Raw genomic sequence first — 18173 nt, forward strand, 5'->3', positions numbered from 1 at the left:
CCTCAGGGCGTCGCGAGGATCACGTCGGACGCCTTCACGATCGCGATCACCTCGCTGCCCTCTCTCAGGCCCAGCTCGTGGATCGCCTCGACGGTGATCGAGGAGACGAGGCGCTGGCCCGCGACGTCGATCTCGACGTTGCCGATCGCCGCGCCCTCGTGGATCTTCGTGACGGTGCCGGCCAGCTGGTTGCGGGCGCTCAGTCTCATGTCGTGCTCCTCGGATCGATTCGGCGTGAGGCGAGGCTACTCGCACCGACCGGCGGGTTGACGTGCTCGTGGTGGTGGCGCAGGGCGGCGAGCAGATCGGTCATGTGGTGGTCGTAGAGGCGGTAGTGCGCGTTGCGGCCGCTGCGACGCACGGCGACGAGGCGGCCCTGGCGCAGCACGCGCAGCTGATGTGAGGCGGCGCTGGGCGACAGCTCGGCGCGCTCGGCCAGCTCGTCGACCGTCAGCTCGCCGTCCAGCAGCGCCCACAGCAGCCGCAGGCGGCTGGCGGTCCCGAACGCGCGGATCGACTCGGCCAGCGCCTCGGCTTCGTCGAAGCCGAGCGGGCGGTTCGCGTCGTCGTGCTCCGACGGATGCGGCACGCTCGTGATGATACCTTTTGTGAAGACATGTTCATATGTTCAATCATGGACTGGATTGCATGATCGGCGCGCGCAGCCCGCTCGCGAACGCGACCTACCGCCGTCTGTTCGCCGCGCAGACGATCGCGCTGCTGGGGACCGGGCTGACGACGGTCGCGCTAACGCTGCTGGCCTACGACCTCGCCGGCGACGACGCGGGTCGCGTCGTCGGCATCGCGCTGGCGCTGAAGATGGTCGTCTACGTCTTCGTCGCGCCGGCGATCGCCGGGCTGCTCGCGCACGTGCGCCGCAAGCGGCTGCTGGTGACGCTCGACCTGCTGCGCGCCGGCAGCGTCGTCGCGATGCTGTTCGCGGACCGCGTCTGGCAGGTCTACGTCCTGATCGTGCTCGTCAACGCCTGCTCGGCGGGCTTCACGCCGACGTTCCAGGCGCTCGTCCCCGAGGTGCTCGACGACGAGGCGGCGTACACCCGCGCGCTGTCGCTCTCGCGGCTCGCCTACGAGTTGGAGAACCTGCTGAGCCCCGCGCTCGCCGCGGCGCTGCTCGTCGTCACCGGCTACGGCGCCCTCTTCGCCGCCAACGGCGTCGCGTTCGTCTGCAGCGCCCTGCTGGTCGTCTCCGCACGCCTGCCCGCGCGTGCGAGCGAGCGGACCGCGCCGGAGGAGCGGACCGCGCCGGAGGAGCAGACCGCGCCGGACGAGCGGATCGCGGGGGGCTTGCCGACCGCGCCGGGTGGACCGACGGCGCCGGGGGACCCGGCGGCCGCGCGCGTCGCGTCGAGCCTCCGCTCCCGCCTCGACCTCCTCACCGCCGGCACCCGCCGCTACCTCGCCACTCCACGGCTGCGCGGCCTGCTCGCGCTCAACCTCGCCGTCGCGGCGGCGAGCGCGATGGTGATCGTCAACACCGTCGTCTACGTGCGCGACATGCTGGGGCGCGATGCGGGCGACGTCGCGTGGGCGCTGGGCGCGGCGGGGGCCGGGGCGATGGTCGTCGCGCTGGCGCTGCCGCGGGTGCTCGACCGCGTCAGCGACCGCAGTGCGATGCTCGCGGGCGGCGGCCTGCTCGTCGTCGGACTCGCGCTGACCGCGACCGTCGGCAGCTTCGGCCAGCTGCTCGCCGTCTGGTTCCTGCTCGGTGTCGGGCTGTCGCTGGTGCAGACGCCGAGCGGGCGGCTGATCCAGCGCTCGGGCGGCGACGACGAGCGGCCGCAGCTGTTCGCCGCGCAGTTCTCGCTCTCGCACGCCTGCTGGCTGCTGACCTATCCGCTGGCCGGCGTGCTGGGCGCCGCGATCGGGCTGAGCGCCACCGCCTGGCTGTTGGCGGCGCTCGCCGCGGCGGCCGTGGCCGCCGCACTGGCGGTCTGGCCGCGCAGCGGTCACCATGTACGCGTCGGGTCGCGACTCGATTCCAGTGCATGACACCGCGAGGCGGATCGGCGGGTGCCTCTGACCGTCGCCGTTGCGTGCCTTGACTCCGCTCCCTATCAGATATATATTTTTCGCCCGGGGTGAGAGAGGCCTCGACACGCGAGTGCGTCTTTCGCCCAAGCGACTCCGACCAGGTCGCGCGAAAGCTTGAGGAGAGGGAGTTGGCATGAAGCAGAGAGTGAGAGTTCCGCTCGCCTCGGCGGCGGCTCTGATCGTCGTCGCGATCCTGTTATTGGCCGGCTGCGGCAGCTCCAGCAGCTCGTCGGGTTCGACGTCCAGTGACAGCGGTGGCAGAGAGCTGACGAAGATTAAGTTGTTGGTGGCGAGCGACTCGGGTGAGAACATCTTCTATTACCCGTTCGGTCTCGCTCAGTCACTTGGCTATTACAGAGACGTCGGCATCGACATGGAGTTCGTGCCGGGCAACGGCGGCTCCGGCGTCGTGCAGCAGATCGTCAGCGGCAACTCGCAGGCCGGCCTCACCAGCCCGGCGGCGATCCTCGTCGCGGGCTCGCAGGGCCACGAGCTGAAGGTCCCGTTCTCCTACGTCTACGGGCCGACCTTCGACGTGATCGTCACCGGTGACTCGCCTGTCAGAACGATGGCCGACCTCGACGGCAAGACGATCGGCGTCTCGGAGGCCAGCGGCGGCGAGGTGCCGTTCGTGCGGGCGCTGATGAAGAACGCCAGAATCGACGCGGACGTGATCCCCGTCGGCTTCGGCCTGCAGGCGGCCGACGCGCTCAAGAACGGCCGCGTCGACGCCTATTCCTCCGGCGTCGTCGACTTCCAGCAGATGAAGAGCGCCGGCTTCGACTTCCGCCGCATCAGCCCGCCCGAGGTCGCGAAGTTCCCCGGCACGGGCATCACGATCTCACCGCAGGCGTGGGACGACGACCGCGCCATGTGGGTCGACTTCCTGAGAGAGACCGCGAGAGCGCAGCACTACGCGCTCACCAACCCGGAGGCGGCGCTGGAAGTGATGAGAAGACGGCTGCCGGACGCGTTCGAGGATCCGGACGCCGGCAGAGCCTTCTTCGAGGCGATGCTCGACATCACCGTCCCCCCGGGCGGCGTCGAGAGCGAGCACTACGGTGAGGTGAACGAGCAGGGCTGGGAGGACTACCAGGACTTCCTGCTGTCGGGTGCCAAGGGTGACGACGGTGACGTCCTCACCAGACCCGCCGACATCGGCGCGATCATCGACAACTCCGAGCAGGCAAGAATCAACGACTTCCCGAAGACCGCGAAGTAGGGGTTTGCCGATGGCGCTTCCGATCACCTTCGAGCACGTCGACAAGCGCTATGCGTTGAAGAGCGGCGCGTCGCTGACAGCACTCAGCGACGCGACGCTCAGCTTGCGCGAGGGAACCTTCACCACCATCGTCGGGCCGAGCGGCTGCGGCAAGTCGACGTTGTTGCACATCGCAGCCGGCCTGGTCCCGTACGAGGAGGGGTCGGTGCGGATCGGCGACGAGTTCGTCGAACGCCCCAATCCCAACGTCGGGATGATGTTCCAGTCGCCCGTCATGCTGCCGTGGCGAACGGTCATCAAGAACCTGATGCTGCCGTTCGAGCTGCTCAAGCTGAGCGACGAGAAGGCGTACCGAGAGCGCGCCCACAGAATGCTCAGCACCGTCGGCATCGACCAGTTCGCCGACGCCTATCCGAGAGAGCTGTCGGGCGGCATGCAGCAGCGCGCGGCACTCGCGCGCGTGCTGCTGACCAGCCCGCAGGTGCTGTTGCTGGACGAGCCGTTCTCCGCGCTGGACGAGTTCACGCGCGAGAGCCTGAACATGGAGCTGCTGAGCCTCTGGGCCGAGCTGCTGCCGACCGTCTGCCTCGTCACGCACAACATCAGCGAGGCGGTGATGCTGTCGGACACGATCGTCGTGATGTCCGCGCGTCCCGGGCGCATCATCGGCGAGATCGAGGTCCCGCTGCCGCGTCCGCGGACGCTGGAGATGGCGACCGAACCGGAGTTCCAGGAGATCGTCGTCGAGGTGCGCGACCTGATGCGCGGGTCGTCCGTCCCCGCCCCGCAAGGAGGAAGGTGAGCATGGCCAAGACAGCCACGTCCCCATCGATGTCGGCGGCGCTCGCGGACGGCTCGCCCGCGCGGCCCGTCGCGAGAGTGCGCAGCACGCCCGCGCGGCTCGCGTGGTCGATCATCCCGCCGGCGGCGCTGCTGATCATCGTGCTGGGCGGCTGGGAGCTGCTCGTGCGCACCGAGGTGGTGTCGCCGATCATCGTCGCGCCGCCGTCGGACACGTTCAGCGCGCTGATCGACCTGGTGCAGAGCCCGACGTTCCCGAAGAACTTCTTCACGACCGCGGCGGAGGCCGTGATCGGCGGCATCCTCGGCCTGCTGGGCGGCCTGCTGCTGGGCATCGCGTCGAGCCTGTCGCCGTTCCTCAGCCGCACGCTGTATCCGTACATCGTCTTCTTCCAGGGCCTGCCGAAGGTCGTCCTGGCGCCGGTCTTCGTCACCTGGTTCGGCTTCGGCATCTCGTCGAAGATCGTGATGGTGATCGTGCTGACGTTCTTCCCGCTCTACATCAACACGGTGCTGGGATTGAGCACGACCGACAAGAACGCGATGAGCCTGATGCGCTCCTACGGCGCGTCGAAGAAGGACATCTTCTTCAAGCTGCAGCTGCCGTCGGCGCTGCCGAGCATCTTCGCCGGCGTCAAGACGTCCGCCTCGTTCGCTTTGATCGGGTCGATCGTCGCGGAGTTCCTGGGGGCGCGCAACGGCCTGGGGTATCTGATGCTGCAGAACAACTTCCAGCTGAGAACCGATCGCGTGTACGCGCTGATCGTGATCCTCGCCTTCATGGGGCTGTTCGTCTATCTGAGCGTCGAATACCTCTACCGGAAGGTCGTCTTCTGGGAAGATCACGGAGCGCTCCGCTAGGCCCCGCGGGCGCTTGTTGGCGAATCGCATATCCTATATGCTCTGAACCATGATCGAATCGGGACGTGGCACTGCTGACTCGCCGAGACCGGCGCGCAACGGGACGAGAGGCCCCGGCACGCGCACGCTCGTCGAGTACGCGTCCCAGCAGCTGCGCGAGGGCATCCTCTCGGGCGCGCTCGCCGCCGGCGAGCGGATTCACCTCGACGGCGTCGCGGAGGACTTCGGGATCAGCGCGATCCCGGTCCGCGAAGCGCTGCGGACGCTGGCGACCGAAGGCCTGGTGACGCCGCTGCCGCACCGCGGCTACACGGTCGCGCCGGTGACGATCGAGGACCTCGAGGAGACCTACCGGATCCGGCTCGTGCTCGAGCCGCTGGCGGTGCAGCTCGCGGTCCCGCGGCTGACGAGAGCGGACCTGAGATTCCTCGGCGAGGAGCTCGACCTGCTCGGGAGGGCGTTCAGAGACGGGCACTGGCCCGACCACCGCACCCACCACCGCGCGTTTCACTTCGGCATCTACGAGAAGTGCAACTCCGGTTGGCTGATTCGATTTACCGACATGCTGTGGGTCAACAGCGAGCGGTATCAGCGGATGACCACCCAGATTCAAGGTCAGCTGACCAAGCGCGCGAGAGAGCACCGCAGAATTCTTGCCGCATGCCGTGCCGGCGACGCCGACAAGGCAGCCGAATTGATGAACGATCACCTGAGCAGCTCGCTGGACACGCTGAAGGCGTATCTGGTGCGTCACGGCCGCATCGCGGACTCCTGACAGGGCTTGCCGGGCGGGCCGCGCGTGAGTGCGCGGCCCGCGGCCCGCGGCCCGCGTCGCTCGGGGATCGGGTGAAGTGAGGGATAGACTCTCACCTCACATCAAATATATGATATAGTCTCTCTTGAGAGAGACGGTCCACGAGAATTTCAGGAGGTTCGCCTGATGGCGATCGACGAGCTTGTCTCCGAAGCTGTAGGCGTGGTGGACGGCGGCCTGATGGGCGTCGACTGGGAGCAGCGCATCGACTTCGCGCGGCTGCGTCGCGAGCGACTCGCGAAGGCGCAGGAGGCACTCGCGGCCTCGGTGGCCGACATGTTGTTCGTCTTCCGCACGGAGGACGCGCGCTACCTGACCGGGTACCGCCACCACCTCGGTCCGACGCCGCTGCTGGGCAACGCGACCGTCGTGCTGACCCCCGACGACCCGCCGATCCTGTTCACGATGGACTACGAGCACTGCCGTGCGCGGATGCCGTGGATCGCGCCGGAGCAGTTGCAGCCGCGCGCGAACTTCCGCGAGGAGGTCGGCATCCGCAAGTGGGCCGAGACGGTCGAAGGACTCGTCGGGAGCCTCGCGGGGAAGACGATCGGCGTGGACCTGTGGTCGCCGACGCTGGAGGAGGGGCTCAGAAAGGCCTTCCCCGACACGCTGTTCGTCGACGGCTACAAGATCCTGATGGAGGCGAAGATCATCAAGACCGACGACGAGGTCGCCTGTCTGAAGATCGCCAACGCGATGACCGAGGCCGGCATGGACGCCGCCCGCAGAGTCCTCAGACCGGGCGTGCGCGAGTGCGAGGTGCTCGCGGCCGCCTGGTACAAGATGACCGCGCTCGGCAGCGAGTGGACGCAGTGCTCCAACATCGTCGCGTCCGGCCCGTACACCGCGCCGTACCGCCGCTTCACCTCCGACCGCGTGATCCGCAGCGGCGACATGGTGATCATCGACATCGGCGGTTGCTTCAACGGCTACTGGGGCGACCTCACGCGCACGTGGGTCTGCGACGACATCAAGCCGACGGCGGAGGAGCGCGACCTGCACCAGAAGTGCTACGACGCGCTCTGGAACTCGTGCGCCGCATCGCGCGCGGGCAACACGACGGCCGACGTCTTCGCGGCCGCCGACCCGTACGTGCTCGACTCGCTCGGCCACGGCTCGGGCATGGCGCCGTGGGAGCCGCCGTACTTCTCCCCGCACACCAAGGACGACCCGACCGAGCTGCGCGTCGGGATGCAGTTCAACCTCGAGCCGTATGCGGGCGTGCCCGGCATCGGCGGCTTCCGCCTCGAGAACAACCTCGTCGTGACCGAGGGCGACCCCGACGTCTACACGACGTACCCGTTCGACGAGCGGCTCGTGATCGACCTGCACCCGCTCGACACGTCGACCGGGCGCACGCGCTGAGGGCACGCGCGGTGGCGTACCTCGAAGAGCTGTTCGAGCTGCCCGGCCGCGTCGCGCTCGTGACGGGCGCACGGCAGGGGGTGGGGCGGGCGCTGGCGCTCGCCCTCGCCCGCGCCGGCGCACGCGTCGCCCTCACCAGCCGCGACGCCGCGTCGCTGCGCGAACTGGGGCGGGAGCTGGAGCCGCTCGGCGCCGAGCCCCTGCTGCTGGGCCTGGAGCTGACCGACGCGGCGGCGCCCGCGCGCGCCGTCGAGGCGGTGATCGAGCGCTGGGGCAGGCTCGACGTGCTCGTCAACAACGCCGGCCTGTCGATCCGCGGACCGGCGGTCGACTACGCCGTCGCGGAATGGGACGAGGTCTTCGCCACCAACCTGCGCGGGCCGTTCCTGCTCGCGCAGGCGGCCGCCCGCGCGATGGGCGACGGCGGCCGCATCGTCAACGTCTCGTCCACCTACGCGCGCGTCGCGGTCGCCGAGCGGGCCGCGTACGCCGCCAGCAAGGCGGGGCTGGAGCAGCTCACGCGCGCGCTCGCGGTCGAATGGGCGGCGCGCGGGATCACCGTCAACGCGATCGCCCCCGGCGCGACCCCGACGCAGACGCGCCGCGCCGTGCTCGGGACGGCGGAGGCGGCGCGCGCACGCGCGGCCGAGATCCCGCTCGGCCGGCTCGGCAGCGCCGACGACCTCGCCGGCGCGCTGCTGCTGCTCACCGGTCCGGCGGGCGCGTTCATCACCGGGCAGACCATCGTCGTCGACGGCGGCTACACGCTGGGAGTTGCATGAGCATCACCACTGACACGACTGCGACCACGCGCTCCGTCGCGATCCTCGACCACCGCTTCAGCGCACTGGAGCTGGAACGCGAGCAGCTCGCCGCGTCCGGCACCGAGGTGCGCGACGGCAAGGGGCTGACGCGCGAGCAGGCGCTGGAACTGGCCGCCGACGCCGACGCGGTCGTCGTCGGCGCGCGGCTGCGAATGGACGCCGAGGCGATTGCGCGGCTGCGTCGCGCGCGCGTGATCGTGCGCCACGGCGTCGGCGTCGACAACGTCGACACGGCGGCCGCCGCGGCGGCCGGGATCTGGGTCGCGTACGTCCCGGACTACTGCATCGAGGAGGTCGCCGACCACGCGATCGCGATGCTGATGGCGCTCAACCGGCGCCTGTTCGGCTTCGACGGCGACGTGCGCGCCGGCACGTGGGGGATCCCCGCGGGCCTGCCGCTGCGGCGGCTGTCGACGCGCGTGACGGGCGTCGTCGGCTTCGGCCGCATCGGCGAGGCGGTCGGGCGGCGCGCCGCCGCGCTCGGCATGCGCGTGCTCGCTTCGGATCCGATCCGTCCCGAGGCGGAGATCCGTGCGGCCGGCGCTGAGCCGGTGTCGCTGGAGACGCTGCTGGAGCAGTCCGACTACGTCAGCCTGCACGCGCCGCCCCGCGCCGGCGGCGGCGCCGTCCTCGACGCCGAGCGGATCGCGACGATGAAGGCCGGCGCGTGCGTGATCAACCTCGCGCGCGGCGGGCTCGTGGACGAGACGGCGCTCGTGCGGGCGTTGCGCGACGGCCGGCTCGGCGGCGCCGCGCTCGACGTCGCGGTCGCCGAGCCGCTGACGCCGCCGGACCCGCTGCTGGAGGCGCCGAACCTGATCGTCACGCCGCACGCGGGCTGGTACTCGCTGGAGGCCGTGCGCGATCTGCGCGTGAAGGCGATCGCCGAGGTGCTGCGCGTGCTCGGCGGCGAGCAACCGGCGCATCCCGCCAACCAGCCGGCGAGCGGAGCGCTGCGGTGAAGCTGCTGCGCAGCGTGCTGTACACGCCGGGCCACCGCGCGGACCTGATCGAGAAGGCTCCGCGCGCGGGCGCCGACGCGCTCTGCCTGGTGCTGGAGGACAGCGTTCCCGAGGCGCTCAAGGACGAGGCGCGCACGATCGTCGGCGAGTCCGTCCCGCGGCTCGCGCGCGACGGGCAGCGGGTGCTGGTGAAGATCAACAAGCCGGGCGATGGGAGCGACGCGGGCGCGGGCGCCGCGGGCGGTGCGCGCGCGGGCGCCGAGCGGGAGCTGGGCGCGATCGTCAGACCCGGCCTCGCCGGCGTGATCGTGCCGGGGTTGCAGCGCGTCAGCGAGCTGCGGCTGGTCGACGAGCTGCTGAGCGCGGCAGAGCGCGCGGCGGGCCTCGACGACGGCGCCGTGCGGATGCTGCTGCTGATCGAGACACCGCTGGCGGCCCACTTCGCGTTCGAGTTGGCGGTCGCGTCGCCGCGCGCGATCGGGCTGCTGGCCGGCACCGCGCCGGCCGGCGACATGGCGCGCGGGCTCGGCTTCCAGTGGACGGCCGAAGGCCTGGAGCGGCTCTACTTCCGCTCGAAGGTGCTGCTCGACGCGCGCGCCGCCGGGCTGCCGCACCCGCTCGACGGGATCTACGGCGACGTGAAGGACGTCGACGGTCTCGTCGACGAGGCGCGGTTCGCGCGGCAGCTCGGCTACGCCGGCAAGCTCGTCGTCCACCCCGCCCACGTCGCGCCGGTCAACCGCGTCTTCACGCCGAGCGAGGAAGAGGTCGCGCGCGAGCGGCGCGTGCTGGACGCGTTCGACAGAGCGCTCGCGGAGGGACTCGCGGGCGTCGTCGTGGACGGCCGCTTCGTCGACTACGCGATGGCCGCGACCGCGCACCAGCTGATCGCGCGCGCGGAGCTGGCGGCGGAGGCTGACGGCGGGCGGGTCGATGACGCCCGTCGCGAGGCGCAGGCCGACGACGCGCAGGGCCGCTGAGATGCTGCTCGACGCGCACGCCCACGCCTTCCCCGACGTCGCCGCCGGCCTGCGCTGGCAGCAGCTCCTGGGCGTCGCCGAGCCGCGTCGCTCCGGCGCGCTGGAGGATCTCGGCATGCGCGCCAGCGAGGCCGAGATCGACCGCGTCGTGCTGCTGCTGTGGCCGCGCTCCGGCGAGCGCCACGAGGAGCTGCGGGCGCAGGGCGGGCACGACGAGGAGCAGATCCGTGCGCTGCTGCGCGACGAGCTGATCGCGCTCAACCGCTGGGGCCTCGACGCCGCCGCGCGCGACGCGCGCTTCCTCCCGTTCGCCGGCATCAACGTGCGCTACCTGTCCGAGGCCGAGAGCGTGGCGGAGATCGACGCGGTCGCCGCGCTCGGCGCGCGCGGGATCAAGCTGATCCCGCCGTCGATGCGGCTGTACCCGGACGACCCGCTGCTGTGGCCGGTCTATCGCCGCTGCGCGGAGCTGGGGTTGCCGATCCTGTCGCAGTCCGGCCGTGGCGGAGGTGAGCCGCCGCAGCCGGGCGCCGACCACTACGGCCGCCCGCGCTACTACGACGAGGTGCTGCGCAGCTTCCCCGAGCTGACGCTGATCCTCGCGCACATGGGGCTCGGCTACGAGGAGGACGTGGTGCAGCTGACCGCGGCCCACGCCAACGTCCACACCGACACGTCGCTGCGCCTGAGCCGGCTCGGCAGAGCCGGCAACCCGACGCCGGCCGAGCTGGTGCGGCTGATCCGCCGCATCGGCGTCGATCGCACGCTGTTCGGGACCAACTACCCGTTCGTCGACCCGCGCGCCTACCGCGAGCGCCTGCAGGCGCTGCCGCTGTCCGCGCGCGAGCGCGAGCTGATCGCCTATCGCAACTTCTTGGCGGTCCTGCCGCCGGTCGCTCAGGAGGACTGAAGATGCCAGCACTCGACGGACTCAAGGTCGTCGACTTCACCCGTCACATGGCCGGCCCGTACGCGACGCTCGTGCTGTCGGACCACGGCGCCGACGTCGTCAAGGTCGAGTCGCTGCCGCGCGGCGACTCGTCGCGCTATTCGGGACGGGACTTCGCCGGAGACAACAGCGCGCTGTTCCTGCTGTGGAACCGCGGCAAGCGCAGCCTCGCGCTCGACATGCGCACGCCGGAGGGGCTGCAGGTCGCGCGCGACCTGATCCGCGACGCCGACGTGGTGGTCGAGAACTACCGCCCCGGCGTCGCCGACAAGATCGGGATCGGCTACGCGGAGATGTCGAAGCTCAACCCGCGGTTGATCTACTGCTCGGTCTCCGCGTTCGGGCCGACCGGGCCGCTGGCGTCTGCGCCCGGCACCGACCCGGTCGTGCAGGCGATGTCGGGGATCATGTCCGTGACCGGCGCGGAGGGCTCCGCGGGCGCGCTGATCGGCGTGCCGGTCGCCGACTTCACCGGCGCGATGATCGCGGTGCAGGGGATCCTGCTGGCCGTCGTCGCGCGCGAGCGGACCGGCCGCGGGCAGCACGTCGAGACGCCGATGCTGTTCGGGATGCTGAGCATGCTCAGCACGCGCCTGGGCAGCTTCTGGACGAGAGGGACCGACCCCGTCCCGCACGGCACGCGCCACGCCGTCCACGTCCCCTACCAGGTGTTCGCGACCTCAGACGGCAACGTGATGGCGGGCGCGTGGGGCGGCGACAGCTGGCCGAAGTTCTGCCGCGCCGTCGGCAGACCGGAGCTGGAGCACGACCCGCGCTTCGTCGCCGGCCCCGAGCGCGCCGCCAACCGCGAGGCGCTGATCGCGCTGCTGGAGCCGCTCTTCACGCAGCGCACGACGGCCGAGTGGAAGCGGCGCTTCGACGAGCAGGGCGCGCTGTTCGCGCCGATGCTGAAGATCTCCGAGATCCTCTCGCACCCGCAGGTGCAGGAGGCCGGCCTCGTGCAGTCGCTGCCGGCGCCCGGCGGCGACGACTTCCCGCAGCTGGCGCCGCCGATCTCGCTGTCGGAGACGCCCGGCGGGATCGACCGCCCGCCGCCGGCGTTGGGCGAGCACACGCGCGAGGTGCTGGCCGGCGCCGGCTACGACGACGAGCGGATCGCCGCGCTGTTGGACGCGGGCGTCGTCGGAGCGCCGGACGCCGTGCCGGGCGCCCACTGATGGCGGGGGCACCCCCGCTGCCACCGCCGTCGGCCGCTGACGGCGCCGCGTCGCCTTCCCCCGGAGGTGGCGCGGCGCCGCCGCGAGCGCCGCTGCAGGGCGTGCGCGTGCTCGACCTCACGCGCGTGCTGGCGGGGCCGTTCTGCACGATGGTGCTCGCCCAGTTGGGAGCCGAGGTGATCAAGCTGGAGGATCCCGACGCGCCCGACTACACGCGCGGGATCCCGCCGTACGCGGGCGATGTGAGCCACTACTTCCTGTCGGTCAACCGCGGCAAGAAGAGCGTCGCGCTCGACCTCAAGTCGGCCGAGGGGCAGCGGGTCGGGCGGGCCCTGGCGCTCAGCTGCGACGTGGTGGTCGAGAACTTCCGCCCGGGGGTGATGGACCGGCTCGGGCTCGGCTACGAGCAGCTGAAGGCCGACAAGCCGGAGATCGTGCTGTGCTCGCTGAGCGGCTTCGGCCAGTCCGGCTCGCACGCCGGCAAGGCCGCGGTCGACGTCGTCGTGCAGGCCGTCAGCGGCGTCATGAGCCTGACCGGCGAGCCGGACGGCGACCCGCTCAAGCTGGGGATCCCGATGGGCGACCTGGCGGGCGCGCTGTGGGGCGTGATCGGCGTGCTCGCCGCGCTGCGCCAGCGCGATGCGACGGGTCTCGGGACGCACGTGGACGTGTCGCTCGTCGACAGCCTCGTCTCGCTGCTGTCGTATCTCGCGCAGCTCTACCTCGTGACGGGCGAGGAGCTGCCGCGCGCGGGCAACCGCCACCACACGGTGCCGGCGTTCGGGCCGTATCGCGCGGCCGACGGCGCGATCGTCCTGTCGGCGCAGATGGACTCGCTGTGGCAGCGCTTCTGCGTCGCCGCCGAGCGGCCGGACCTGGCGGTCGATCCCCGCTACGCGACCGTGCCGGACCGGCAGGCGCGGTTCGCGGAGGTCGAGCGAATCGTCGCCGACACGCTGGCGACGCGGACCGTCGCGGAGTGGGGCGAGCGGTTCGAGCGCGCGGGTCTGCCGCAGGGTCCGCTCAACGGCCTGAAGGAGGCGCTGGAGGGCGACTACGCGCGTGAGCGCCGCCTCGTGCGCGAGGTCGACCAGCCGGGCGCCGGCCGCGTCCGCGTGCTCGCCCCCGCGATCCGCTTCCTCGCCGGCGTCGCCGAGCCGGACCCGCTCCCCGCCCCCGGCCACGGGGAGCACTCGCGGGAGCTGCTGAAGGCGCTTGCAGGGGTGGCGCCGGAGGCGTTCGATGCGCTCGTGGCTCAGGGGATCGTGGGCGAGACAACTATGACCAAGGAACCCCAATGACCGCGACCGCTGCGCTGACCGACTACTTCGCCGGGCTGAGCTACGACGACCTCCCGCCCGTCGTGACGCGGCACTGCAAGCGGCTGCTGCTGGACACGCTCGCGTGCGCGCTCGGCGGGAGCCGGTCGCCGCTCGGCGACGTCTCGACGCGGTTCGCGGCGATCGCCGCCGGGGAGGCGTCGGAGGCGTCGATCGCCGGCAGCCCGCGGCGCAGCACCGCCGTCGCGGCGGCGTCGGCGAACGGGCGGATGGCGGGCGCGCTCGACGCGGACGACACCTTCACCGGCGTCGGGCAGACCTCGCACCACGGCGCCGGCACGGTCGTCGCGGCGCTCGCGCTGGCGGAGCGCGGCCGCGCGTCCGGCGGGCAGCTGCTGGCGGCGATCGCCGCGGGCGCGGAGCTGGGCGCGCGCTTCGACGTGGCCGTCCCGCCGCGCGTGATCGCGGCGGCCGGCGAGCATGCCGGCGGCTGGCGCGTCGGCGGCGGGCCCGCGGGCGTGCTGTCGGCGGCGGTCGCGGCGGCGAACGTGCTCGGGCTCGACGCGCACGCGACGATGCACGCGGTCGGGATCGCCGGAGCGCACGTCGACATGCCGCCGCTGAAGTGGTTCGAGGCGCCCGAGGCGCCGATGGTCAAGTCGATGGACGGCGGCTGGAACGCCGCGACCGGCGTCAGCGCCGGCCTGCTCGCGCAGCTCGGCATGACCGGCCACGTCGACGTGCTCGACGGCGACACCGGCCTGTGGCGCGCGATGGGCTACGACAGCTTCGACTTCGCGCACCTCGCCGGCGATCTCGGCGAGCGCTGGTCTCTGCTGGACGCGCGCTTCAAGCGTTGGCCGTGCCAGTACTGGATGCAACCGTCGCTGGGTGCGTTCGACCAGATCGTGCGCGAGCAGCGGCTGCAGGCGGGCGAGATCGAGTCGGTGCAGTTGCGCGTCACCACGCGCAGCTCCGCGCCGCGCTTTCGCGAGACGCAGCCGCGCGGCTTCGTCACGTGCCAGTTCAACTTCCCGCACGTCGCCGCGATGCTCGCGCTCGGCCGCACGCCCGGCCCGCTGTGGTTCGACGCGGTGGCGCAGAGCGATCCTGAGGTGGCGGCGTTCCGCGAGCGCGTCGAGGTCGAGGTCGACCCCGGGTCGGCGGTGCTCGCCGGCGCGGACCCGGACGACCGCGTGATCCGCGGCCTGCCCGGCGCGGCGACCGTCCGGGCGCGCGGCCGCACGTTCACGCAAGAAGCGATCGCGCGCGATCCGCACGACCCCGACGCCGGCCTGTCCGACGACGAGCTGGTGCAGAAGCTGCGCGACATGACCGCCCCGCTGCGCGACAGCGACCCGGCCTGGGAGGCCCGCACGGTCGCGCTGATCGGGCTCGTCGGCGAGCTGGAGACGGTCGCCGACGTGCGCGCGCTCGGCCGCTTGCTGCGGCCGGACGCGCAGTAGTCGCTACAGCCCGTAGATCCGCGCCGGGTTGCGCGCGGCGATCAGGTCGGCCGTGTCGGCGTCGACCGCGGCGCGCAGCTGGTCGAGCGGGCGGACCGTCGACATGTCGTACGGGGTGTCGCTGCCGAGCAGCACGTTCTCGGCGCCGACGCGTGAGACGAGGTAGGTCAGCGCCTGCACGTCGTGGATGATCGTGTCGAACAGCAGCTGGCCGGCGTACGACCACGGGTCCTGCGGCGAGTCGGCCAGCTCGGGCCGGACCGTGCGGGCGTGCTTCAACCGGCCGGCGAGGAAGGGGAAGAAGCCGCCCGCGTGCGACAGCAGCAGGCGCAGCTGCGGGTGGCGATCGAGGATGCCGGAGCAGATCAGCCGCTCGGCGGCGATCGTCGTCTGCAGCGGGTTGCCGACCGCGTTGCCGAGGTAGTAGCGCTTCAGCGCGGGGATGTCGGCGTTGTAGGCGGGGTGGACGAAGATCGGCATGTCGAGCCGCGCGGCGGCGGCCCAGAACGGCTCGAGCGACGCCTCGTCCAGCGGCGTCCCCGCCACCGACGTGCCGATCTCGACGCCGACCGCGCCGGCCAGCTTCGCCTCCTCCAGCACCGCGGCCGCGCGCGCGGGCGCCGCGAGCGGGACGTGCGCCATCCAGTGCAGTCGCGCGGGCTCGTGCGCGCACATCTGCGCGAGGCCCGCGTTCGTCGCGTCGGCCATCCGCTCGCCGAGCGCCGGGTCGACGTGGTAGGCGAACAGCCGCGGGGCGATGCTGAGGATCGCGCCGTCGACGCCGCGTCTGTCCAGCTCCACGAGCGTCGCGGCCGGGTCGTAGAGCGAGGCGAACAGCTCGTGGTTGGTCAGTCTGCCGCCGCTGACGCCGTCCTTCGACGCGGCGATGCCGTACGCCGGCTCGCTCGCCAGCAGCGCGATGACAGACTCGGGGAATGCGTGGAAGTGCGCATCGACGTTCATACCCAAAGTATATATGATGTAGGAATGTTGATCGGTGTGGCGGTCGTCTGGTATGCGCTGCCGGGCTGCGAGCATGAGGTCGAGGCGCTGCTGTTGGAGATGCGCGAGCTGACCGTGCGCGAGCCCGGCTGTCGCTACTACTGGGTTCACCGGCTGGCCTTCGCCGGCCAGTTCCTGCTCTACGAGCAGTACGACGATCTTGCCGCCGTGCGGGCGCACCACGCGACCGAGCACTACCGCCGTCTGGTGCGGGGCCGCGCGCCCGGGTTGGTGCGCGAGCGCCGCATCGTGCGCGGCGAATTGATCGCCTGAAGCGGAATGCGGAGTGTCGCCCGCGCGACGTGCGCACTTGACACCGCCTTCGCCTATCACATATATCTTATCTGGCAAGTCGCGTCCCACCGAGGAGAGGAGAGCGACACCTGTGGTCACGTCCGCATCCCGCGCCGCCCCGGCGCGGGCCGACCGTCCGCGCCTGAGCACGGCCGCGTTTCACTTTCTGTTGCCGATCGTCGTGTTCGGCGTCCTGATCGCGATCTGGGAGGTGCTGAGCGACGCCGGCACGATCTCGAAGATCGTGCTGCCGGCGCCGTCGGCGATCGCCGACTCGTTCGGCAACGAGCTGGGCAACTCCGAGTTCTACCCCGACCTGATCGCGACGATGGAGGAGATGGCGATCGGCTCCGCGATCGGGATGGCCGTCGGCTTTCTCGGCGGCGTGGTCGTCGCGATCTCGCCGATCGGCCGCTCGCTCGTGCAGCCGGTGATGATCGCGCTGCAGGCGGTGCCGGGCCTCGTGCTCGCGCCGCTGATGCTGATCTGGTTCGGCTACGGCCTCAACTCGAAGATCGCGCTCGTCGTGCTGAGCACGTTCTTCCCGCTGTTCGTCACGACCGTGCAGGGGATCCGCTCGACGCCGGGCGAGTACCTGTCGCTGATGGAGGCGATGCAGTCCAAGCCGCTGCGCACGCTGCTGACGGTCCGCATCCCGTACGCCGCGCCGCTGATCTTCGCCGGCATCAAGGCCGCGATCCCGACGGCCTTCTCGGCCGCGGTCGTGTCCGAGTTCATCGGCGCGACGAAGGGACTGGGCCTGCGCGTCCTGTCCTACAACGAGAGCCTGCAGATCCCCGAGGTCTTCGCATTGGTCCTGATCATGGTGATCATCGGGGTCTTTCTCTACTACGCCACGGAGCTGTTGGACCGGCGGCTGATCTTCTGGCGCGGTCGCTCATGACCGCGCTCCTGTCTCTTGCCGAAAGGTGGGTACGCATGACGCCCCGAGGGCTGACCGGTGCAACGCAGGTCCGACGGCTCGCCGCGCTCGCGGCGACGCTGATCGCGGTCGTCGCGCTCGCCGCGTGCGGCAGCAGCAGCGACGACTCCGGCGGCTCGGCCTCGGGCACGTCGGACTCCGGGGGCGCCGCGGCGAGCACGACGAGCGGCGGCGACGGCGCGAGCGCGCCCGCGTCGCTGGGCAAGATCACCTCGATCCTGCCGAGCGGTCCGGAGCTGCTGCCGCTCTACTACCAGTGGGCGGTCGCCCAGGAGATGGGCTACTGGAGAGACGAGGGGCTCGACGTCGAGCTGATCGGGCTCGGCGCCGGCAGCGCCTCCGCGATCCAGCAGATGGTCGCCAACAAGGGCGACATCTCCGTCGAGACGCCCGCGGTCGTCTTCGACGCCGCCAGAGAGGGGTACCAGGATGACCTCTCGATCATCGGCAACTGGTTCTACAAGCAGGGCTTCGACCTGCGCACCTACCCCGACTCGCCGGTCCAGAAGGTCGAGGACCTCGAGGGCAAGAAGATCGGTGTCTCCGAGCTGGCCGGCGGCGAGGTCACGCTCGTCAGAGCGGCGATGGCGGCGCACGGCGTGAAGGACTACGAGCTGGTCCCGATCGGCGACGGCAGCGCGCAGACGATCAAGGCGCTGCAGGACAGAGCGGTCGACGCCTACAGCACCGGCGAGCGCGACTTCATCGGCATCGAGGAGGCCGGCGTGCCGATGCGCGAGATCCTGATCCCCGAGTGGGAGGACCTGACGGCGAATGTCTTCACGGTCCGCAAGGACTACCTGCAGGAGCACAGAGACGCCGTCGTCGCCTACATGAAGGGGCTCGCGAAGGCGGTCGTGTTCGCCTACGCCAACCCCGAGGCCGCGGTCAGAATCGCCGAGTCGGTGCAGAAGACGAGATTCCCGCACAGCCTCGTGCAGAGATGGGTCGCCCAGACGATGCGGATCTCGGTTCCGAGAGAGCTCGTGCAGAGAAGAGAGATCTACGCCGTGCCGCCGGGCTCGCTCGCCGGCTTCCTCAGATTCTATGCCGGTGCCGGGCAGATCGACGCGGACGCGATCGACGTCGACTCGCTGGAGGATCCGTCGCTGATCCCCGCGATCAACGACTTCGACCAGGCCGCCGTCGAGCAGCAGGCGCGTGACTACAGATAGGT

General features: G+C 71.1%; 19 protein-coding genes. 16 read left to right on the forward strand and 3 right to left on the reverse strand.

Annotated features, from left to right (window positions below; translation table 11 throughout):
* Positions 1 to 2 precede the first annotated feature (2 nt).
* A complete protein-coding gene (locus Q7L65_RS14825) occupies positions 3 to 209 on the reverse strand; it encodes a molybdopterin-binding protein (RefSeq protein WP_304722245.1) in 207 nt (68 codons plus the stop codon).
* Positions 206 to 589: a helix-turn-helix transcriptional regulator gene (locus tag Q7L65_RS14830; RefSeq protein WP_304722246.1), complete on the reverse strand. Its 384-nt coding sequence runs from the start codon at positions 587 to 589 to the stop codon at positions 206 to 208. The genes Q7L65_RS14825 and Q7L65_RS14830 overlap by 4 nt, the downstream gene beginning before the upstream one ends.
* 59 nt (positions 590 to 648) lie before the next feature.
* On the opposite strand from Q7L65_RS14830, the gene Q7L65_RS14835 reads away from it, so the two are divergent.
* The 13 genes from Q7L65_RS14835 (at position 649) to Q7L65_RS14895 (ending at position 14757) form a co-directional block, all read left to right on the forward strand.
* Positions 649 to 2010, forward strand: a complete 1362-nt coding sequence (locus Q7L65_RS14835; protein ID WP_304722247.1) for an MFS transporter — start codon at positions 649 to 651, stop codon at positions 2008 to 2010.
* Positions 2011 to 2185: 175 nt separating this feature from the next.
* Positions 2186 to 3274 (forward strand): ABC transporter substrate-binding protein, encoded by a 1089-nt coding sequence (locus tag Q7L65_RS14840; RefSeq protein ID WP_304722248.1) that lies wholly within the window; start codon positions 2186 to 2188, stop codon positions 3272 to 3274.
* A 10-nt stretch (positions 3275 to 3284) separates the two neighbouring features.
* Positions 3285 to 4076: an ABC transporter ATP-binding protein gene (locus tag Q7L65_RS14845; protein WP_304722249.1), complete on the forward strand. Its 792-nt coding sequence runs from the start codon at positions 3285 to 3287 to the stop codon at positions 4074 to 4076.
* A gap of 2 nt (positions 4077 to 4078) precedes the next feature.
* Complete coding sequence (locus Q7L65_RS14850; RefSeq protein WP_304722250.1) at positions 4079 to 4936, forward strand: ABC transporter permease; 858 nt, start codon at positions 4079 to 4081, stop codon at positions 4934 to 4936.
* A gap of 49 nt (positions 4937 to 4985) precedes the next feature.
* Positions 4986 to 5711, forward strand: coding sequence for a GntR family transcriptional regulator (locus tag Q7L65_RS14855; protein WP_304722251.1), 726 nt, complete (start codon positions 4986 to 4988; stop codon positions 5709 to 5711).
* Positions 5712 to 5876: 165 nt separating this feature from the next.
* On the forward strand, positions 5877 to 7118 hold the full coding sequence (locus Q7L65_RS14860) for a Xaa-Pro peptidase family protein (RefSeq protein WP_304722252.1): 1242 nt from the start codon (positions 5877 to 5879) through the stop codon (positions 7116 to 7118).
* A gap of 11 nt (positions 7119 to 7129) precedes the next feature.
* Positions 7130 to 7900, forward strand: coding sequence for an SDR family NAD(P)-dependent oxidoreductase (locus tag Q7L65_RS14865; protein WP_304722253.1), 771 nt, complete (start codon positions 7130 to 7132; stop codon positions 7898 to 7900).
* Positions 7897 to 8904 carry a C-terminal binding protein gene (locus tag Q7L65_RS14870; protein WP_304722254.1) on the forward strand — a complete coding sequence of 336 codons (1008 nt, stop codon included), beginning with the start codon at positions 7897 to 7899 and terminating at the stop codon, positions 8902 to 8904. Before Q7L65_RS14865 ends, Q7L65_RS14870 begins: the two co-directional genes overlap by 4 nt.
* Complete coding sequence (locus Q7L65_RS14875) at positions 8901 to 9884, forward strand: CoA ester lyase (protein ID WP_304722255.1); 984 nt, start codon at positions 8901 to 8903, stop codon at positions 9882 to 9884. Before Q7L65_RS14870 ends, Q7L65_RS14875 begins: the two co-directional genes overlap by 4 nt.
* A 1-nt stretch (position 9885) precedes the next feature.
* Positions 9886 to 10794: an amidohydrolase family protein gene (locus tag Q7L65_RS14880; protein WP_304722256.1), complete on the forward strand. Its 909-nt coding sequence runs from the start codon at positions 9886 to 9888 to the stop codon at positions 10792 to 10794.
* A gap of 2 nt (positions 10795 to 10796) precedes the next feature.
* Positions 10797 to 12011 (forward strand): CaiB/BaiF CoA-transferase family protein, encoded by a 1215-nt coding sequence (locus tag Q7L65_RS14885; protein WP_304722257.1) that lies wholly within the window; start codon positions 10797 to 10799, stop codon positions 12009 to 12011.
* Positions 12011 to 13312, forward strand: a complete 1302-nt coding sequence (locus tag Q7L65_RS14890; RefSeq protein WP_304722258.1) for a CaiB/BaiF CoA-transferase family protein — start codon at positions 12011 to 12013, stop codon at positions 13310 to 13312. The genes Q7L65_RS14885 and Q7L65_RS14890 overlap by 1 nt, the downstream gene beginning before the upstream one ends.
* The gene (locus tag Q7L65_RS14895) at positions 13309 to 14757 is read left to right on the forward strand and encodes an MmgE/PrpD family protein (RefSeq protein WP_304722259.1); all 1449 of its coding nucleotides are present in this window, start codon (positions 13309 to 13311) and stop codon (positions 14755 to 14757) included. The genes Q7L65_RS14890 and Q7L65_RS14895 overlap by 4 nt, the downstream gene beginning before the upstream one ends.
* A 3-nt stretch (positions 14758 to 14760) precedes the next feature.
* On the opposite strand, the gene Q7L65_RS14900 is transcribed toward Q7L65_RS14895, so the two are convergent.
* The gene (locus Q7L65_RS14900) at positions 14761 to 15720 is read right to left on the reverse strand and encodes an amidohydrolase family protein (protein WP_304722260.1); all 960 of its coding nucleotides are present in this window, start codon (positions 15718 to 15720) and stop codon (positions 14761 to 14763) included.
* Between the two features lie 24 nt (positions 15721 to 15744).
* Between Q7L65_RS14900 and Q7L65_RS14905 the strand changes: the two genes are divergently transcribed.
* The 3 genes from Q7L65_RS14905 (at position 15745) to Q7L65_RS14915 (ending at position 18171) form a co-directional block, all read left to right on the forward strand.
* Positions 15745 to 16032 carry a putative quinol monooxygenase gene (locus Q7L65_RS14905; RefSeq protein WP_304722261.1) on the forward strand — a complete coding sequence of 96 codons (288 nt, stop codon included), beginning with the start codon at positions 15745 to 15747 and terminating at the stop codon, positions 16030 to 16032.
* 190 nt (positions 16033 to 16222) lie between these two features.
* A complete protein-coding gene (locus tag Q7L65_RS14910; RefSeq protein WP_304722262.1) occupies positions 16223 to 16957 on the forward strand; it encodes an ABC transporter permease in 735 nt (244 codons plus the stop codon).
* Positions 16958 to 16992: 35 nt separating this feature from the next.
* Positions 16993 to 18171: an ABC transporter substrate-binding protein gene (locus Q7L65_RS14915; protein ID WP_304722263.1), complete on the forward strand. Its 1179-nt coding sequence runs from the start codon at positions 16993 to 16995 to the stop codon at positions 18169 to 18171.
* The last annotated feature ends 2 nt before the right edge of the window (positions 18172 to 18173 follow it).

It is taken from the genome of Conexibacter sp. CPCC 206217 (assembly GCF_030646165.1).
GTDB lineage: Bacteria > Actinomycetota > Thermoleophilia > Solirubrobacterales > Solirubrobacteraceae > Conexibacter.

What these genes read in the sequence shown, in the direction of transcription:
- Q7L65_RS14870 (WP_304722254.1), top strand. Translation starts at nt 7,897, where the DNA reads ATGAGCATCACCACTGACACGACTGCGACCACGCGCTCCGTCGCGATC.
- Q7L65_RS14890 (WP_304722258.1), top strand. Translation starts at nt 12,011, where the DNA reads ATGGCGGGGGCACCCCCGCTGCCACCGCCGTCGGCCGCTGACGGCGCC.
- Q7L65_RS14905 (WP_304722261.1), top strand. Translation starts at nt 15,745, where the DNA reads ATGTTGATCGGTGTGGCGGTCGTCTGGTATGCGCTGCCGGGCTGCGAG.
- Q7L65_RS14900 (WP_304722260.1), bottom strand. Translation starts at nt 15,720, where the DNA reads ATGAACGTCGATGCGCACTTCCACGCATTCCCCGAGTCTGTCATCGCG.
- Q7L65_RS14860 (WP_304722252.1), top strand. Translation starts at nt 5,877, where the DNA reads ATGGCGATCGACGAGCTTGTCTCCGAAGCTGTAGGCGTGGTGGACGGC.
- Q7L65_RS14880 (WP_304722256.1), top strand. Translation starts at nt 9,886, where the DNA reads ATGCTGCTCGACGCGCACGCCCACGCCTTCCCCGACGTCGCCGCCGGC.
- Q7L65_RS14895 (WP_304722259.1), top strand. Translation starts at nt 13,309, where the DNA reads ATGACCGCGACCGCTGCGCTGACCGACTACTTCGCCGGGCTGAGCTAC.
- Q7L65_RS14915 (WP_304722263.1), top strand. Translation starts at nt 16,993, where the DNA reads ATGACGCCCCGAGGGCTGACCGGTGCAACGCAGGTCCGACGGCTCGCC.
- Q7L65_RS14845 (WP_304722249.1), top strand. Translation starts at nt 3,285, where the DNA reads ATGGCGCTTCCGATCACCTTCGAGCACGTCGACAAGCGCTATGCGTTG.
- Q7L65_RS14835 (WP_304722247.1), top strand. Translation starts at nt 649, where the DNA reads ATGATCGGCGCGCGCAGCCCGCTCGCGAACGCGACCTACCGCCGTCTG.
- Q7L65_RS14825 (WP_304722245.1), bottom strand. Translation starts at nt 209, where the DNA reads ATGAGACTGAGCGCCCGCAACCAGCTGGCCGGCACCGTCACGAAGATC.
- Q7L65_RS14840 (WP_304722248.1), top strand. Translation starts at nt 2,186, where the DNA reads ATGAAGCAGAGAGTGAGAGTTCCGCTCGCCTCGGCGGCGGCTCTGATC.
- Q7L65_RS14855 (WP_304722251.1), top strand. Translation starts at nt 4,986, where the DNA reads ATGATCGAATCGGGACGTGGCACTGCTGACTCGCCGAGACCGGCGCGC.
- Q7L65_RS14885 (WP_304722257.1), top strand. Translation starts at nt 10,797, where the DNA reads ATGCCAGCACTCGACGGACTCAAGGTCGTCGACTTCACCCGTCACATG.
- Q7L65_RS14850 (WP_304722250.1), top strand. Translation starts at nt 4,079, where the DNA reads ATGGCCAAGACAGCCACGTCCCCATCGATGTCGGCGGCGCTCGCGGAC.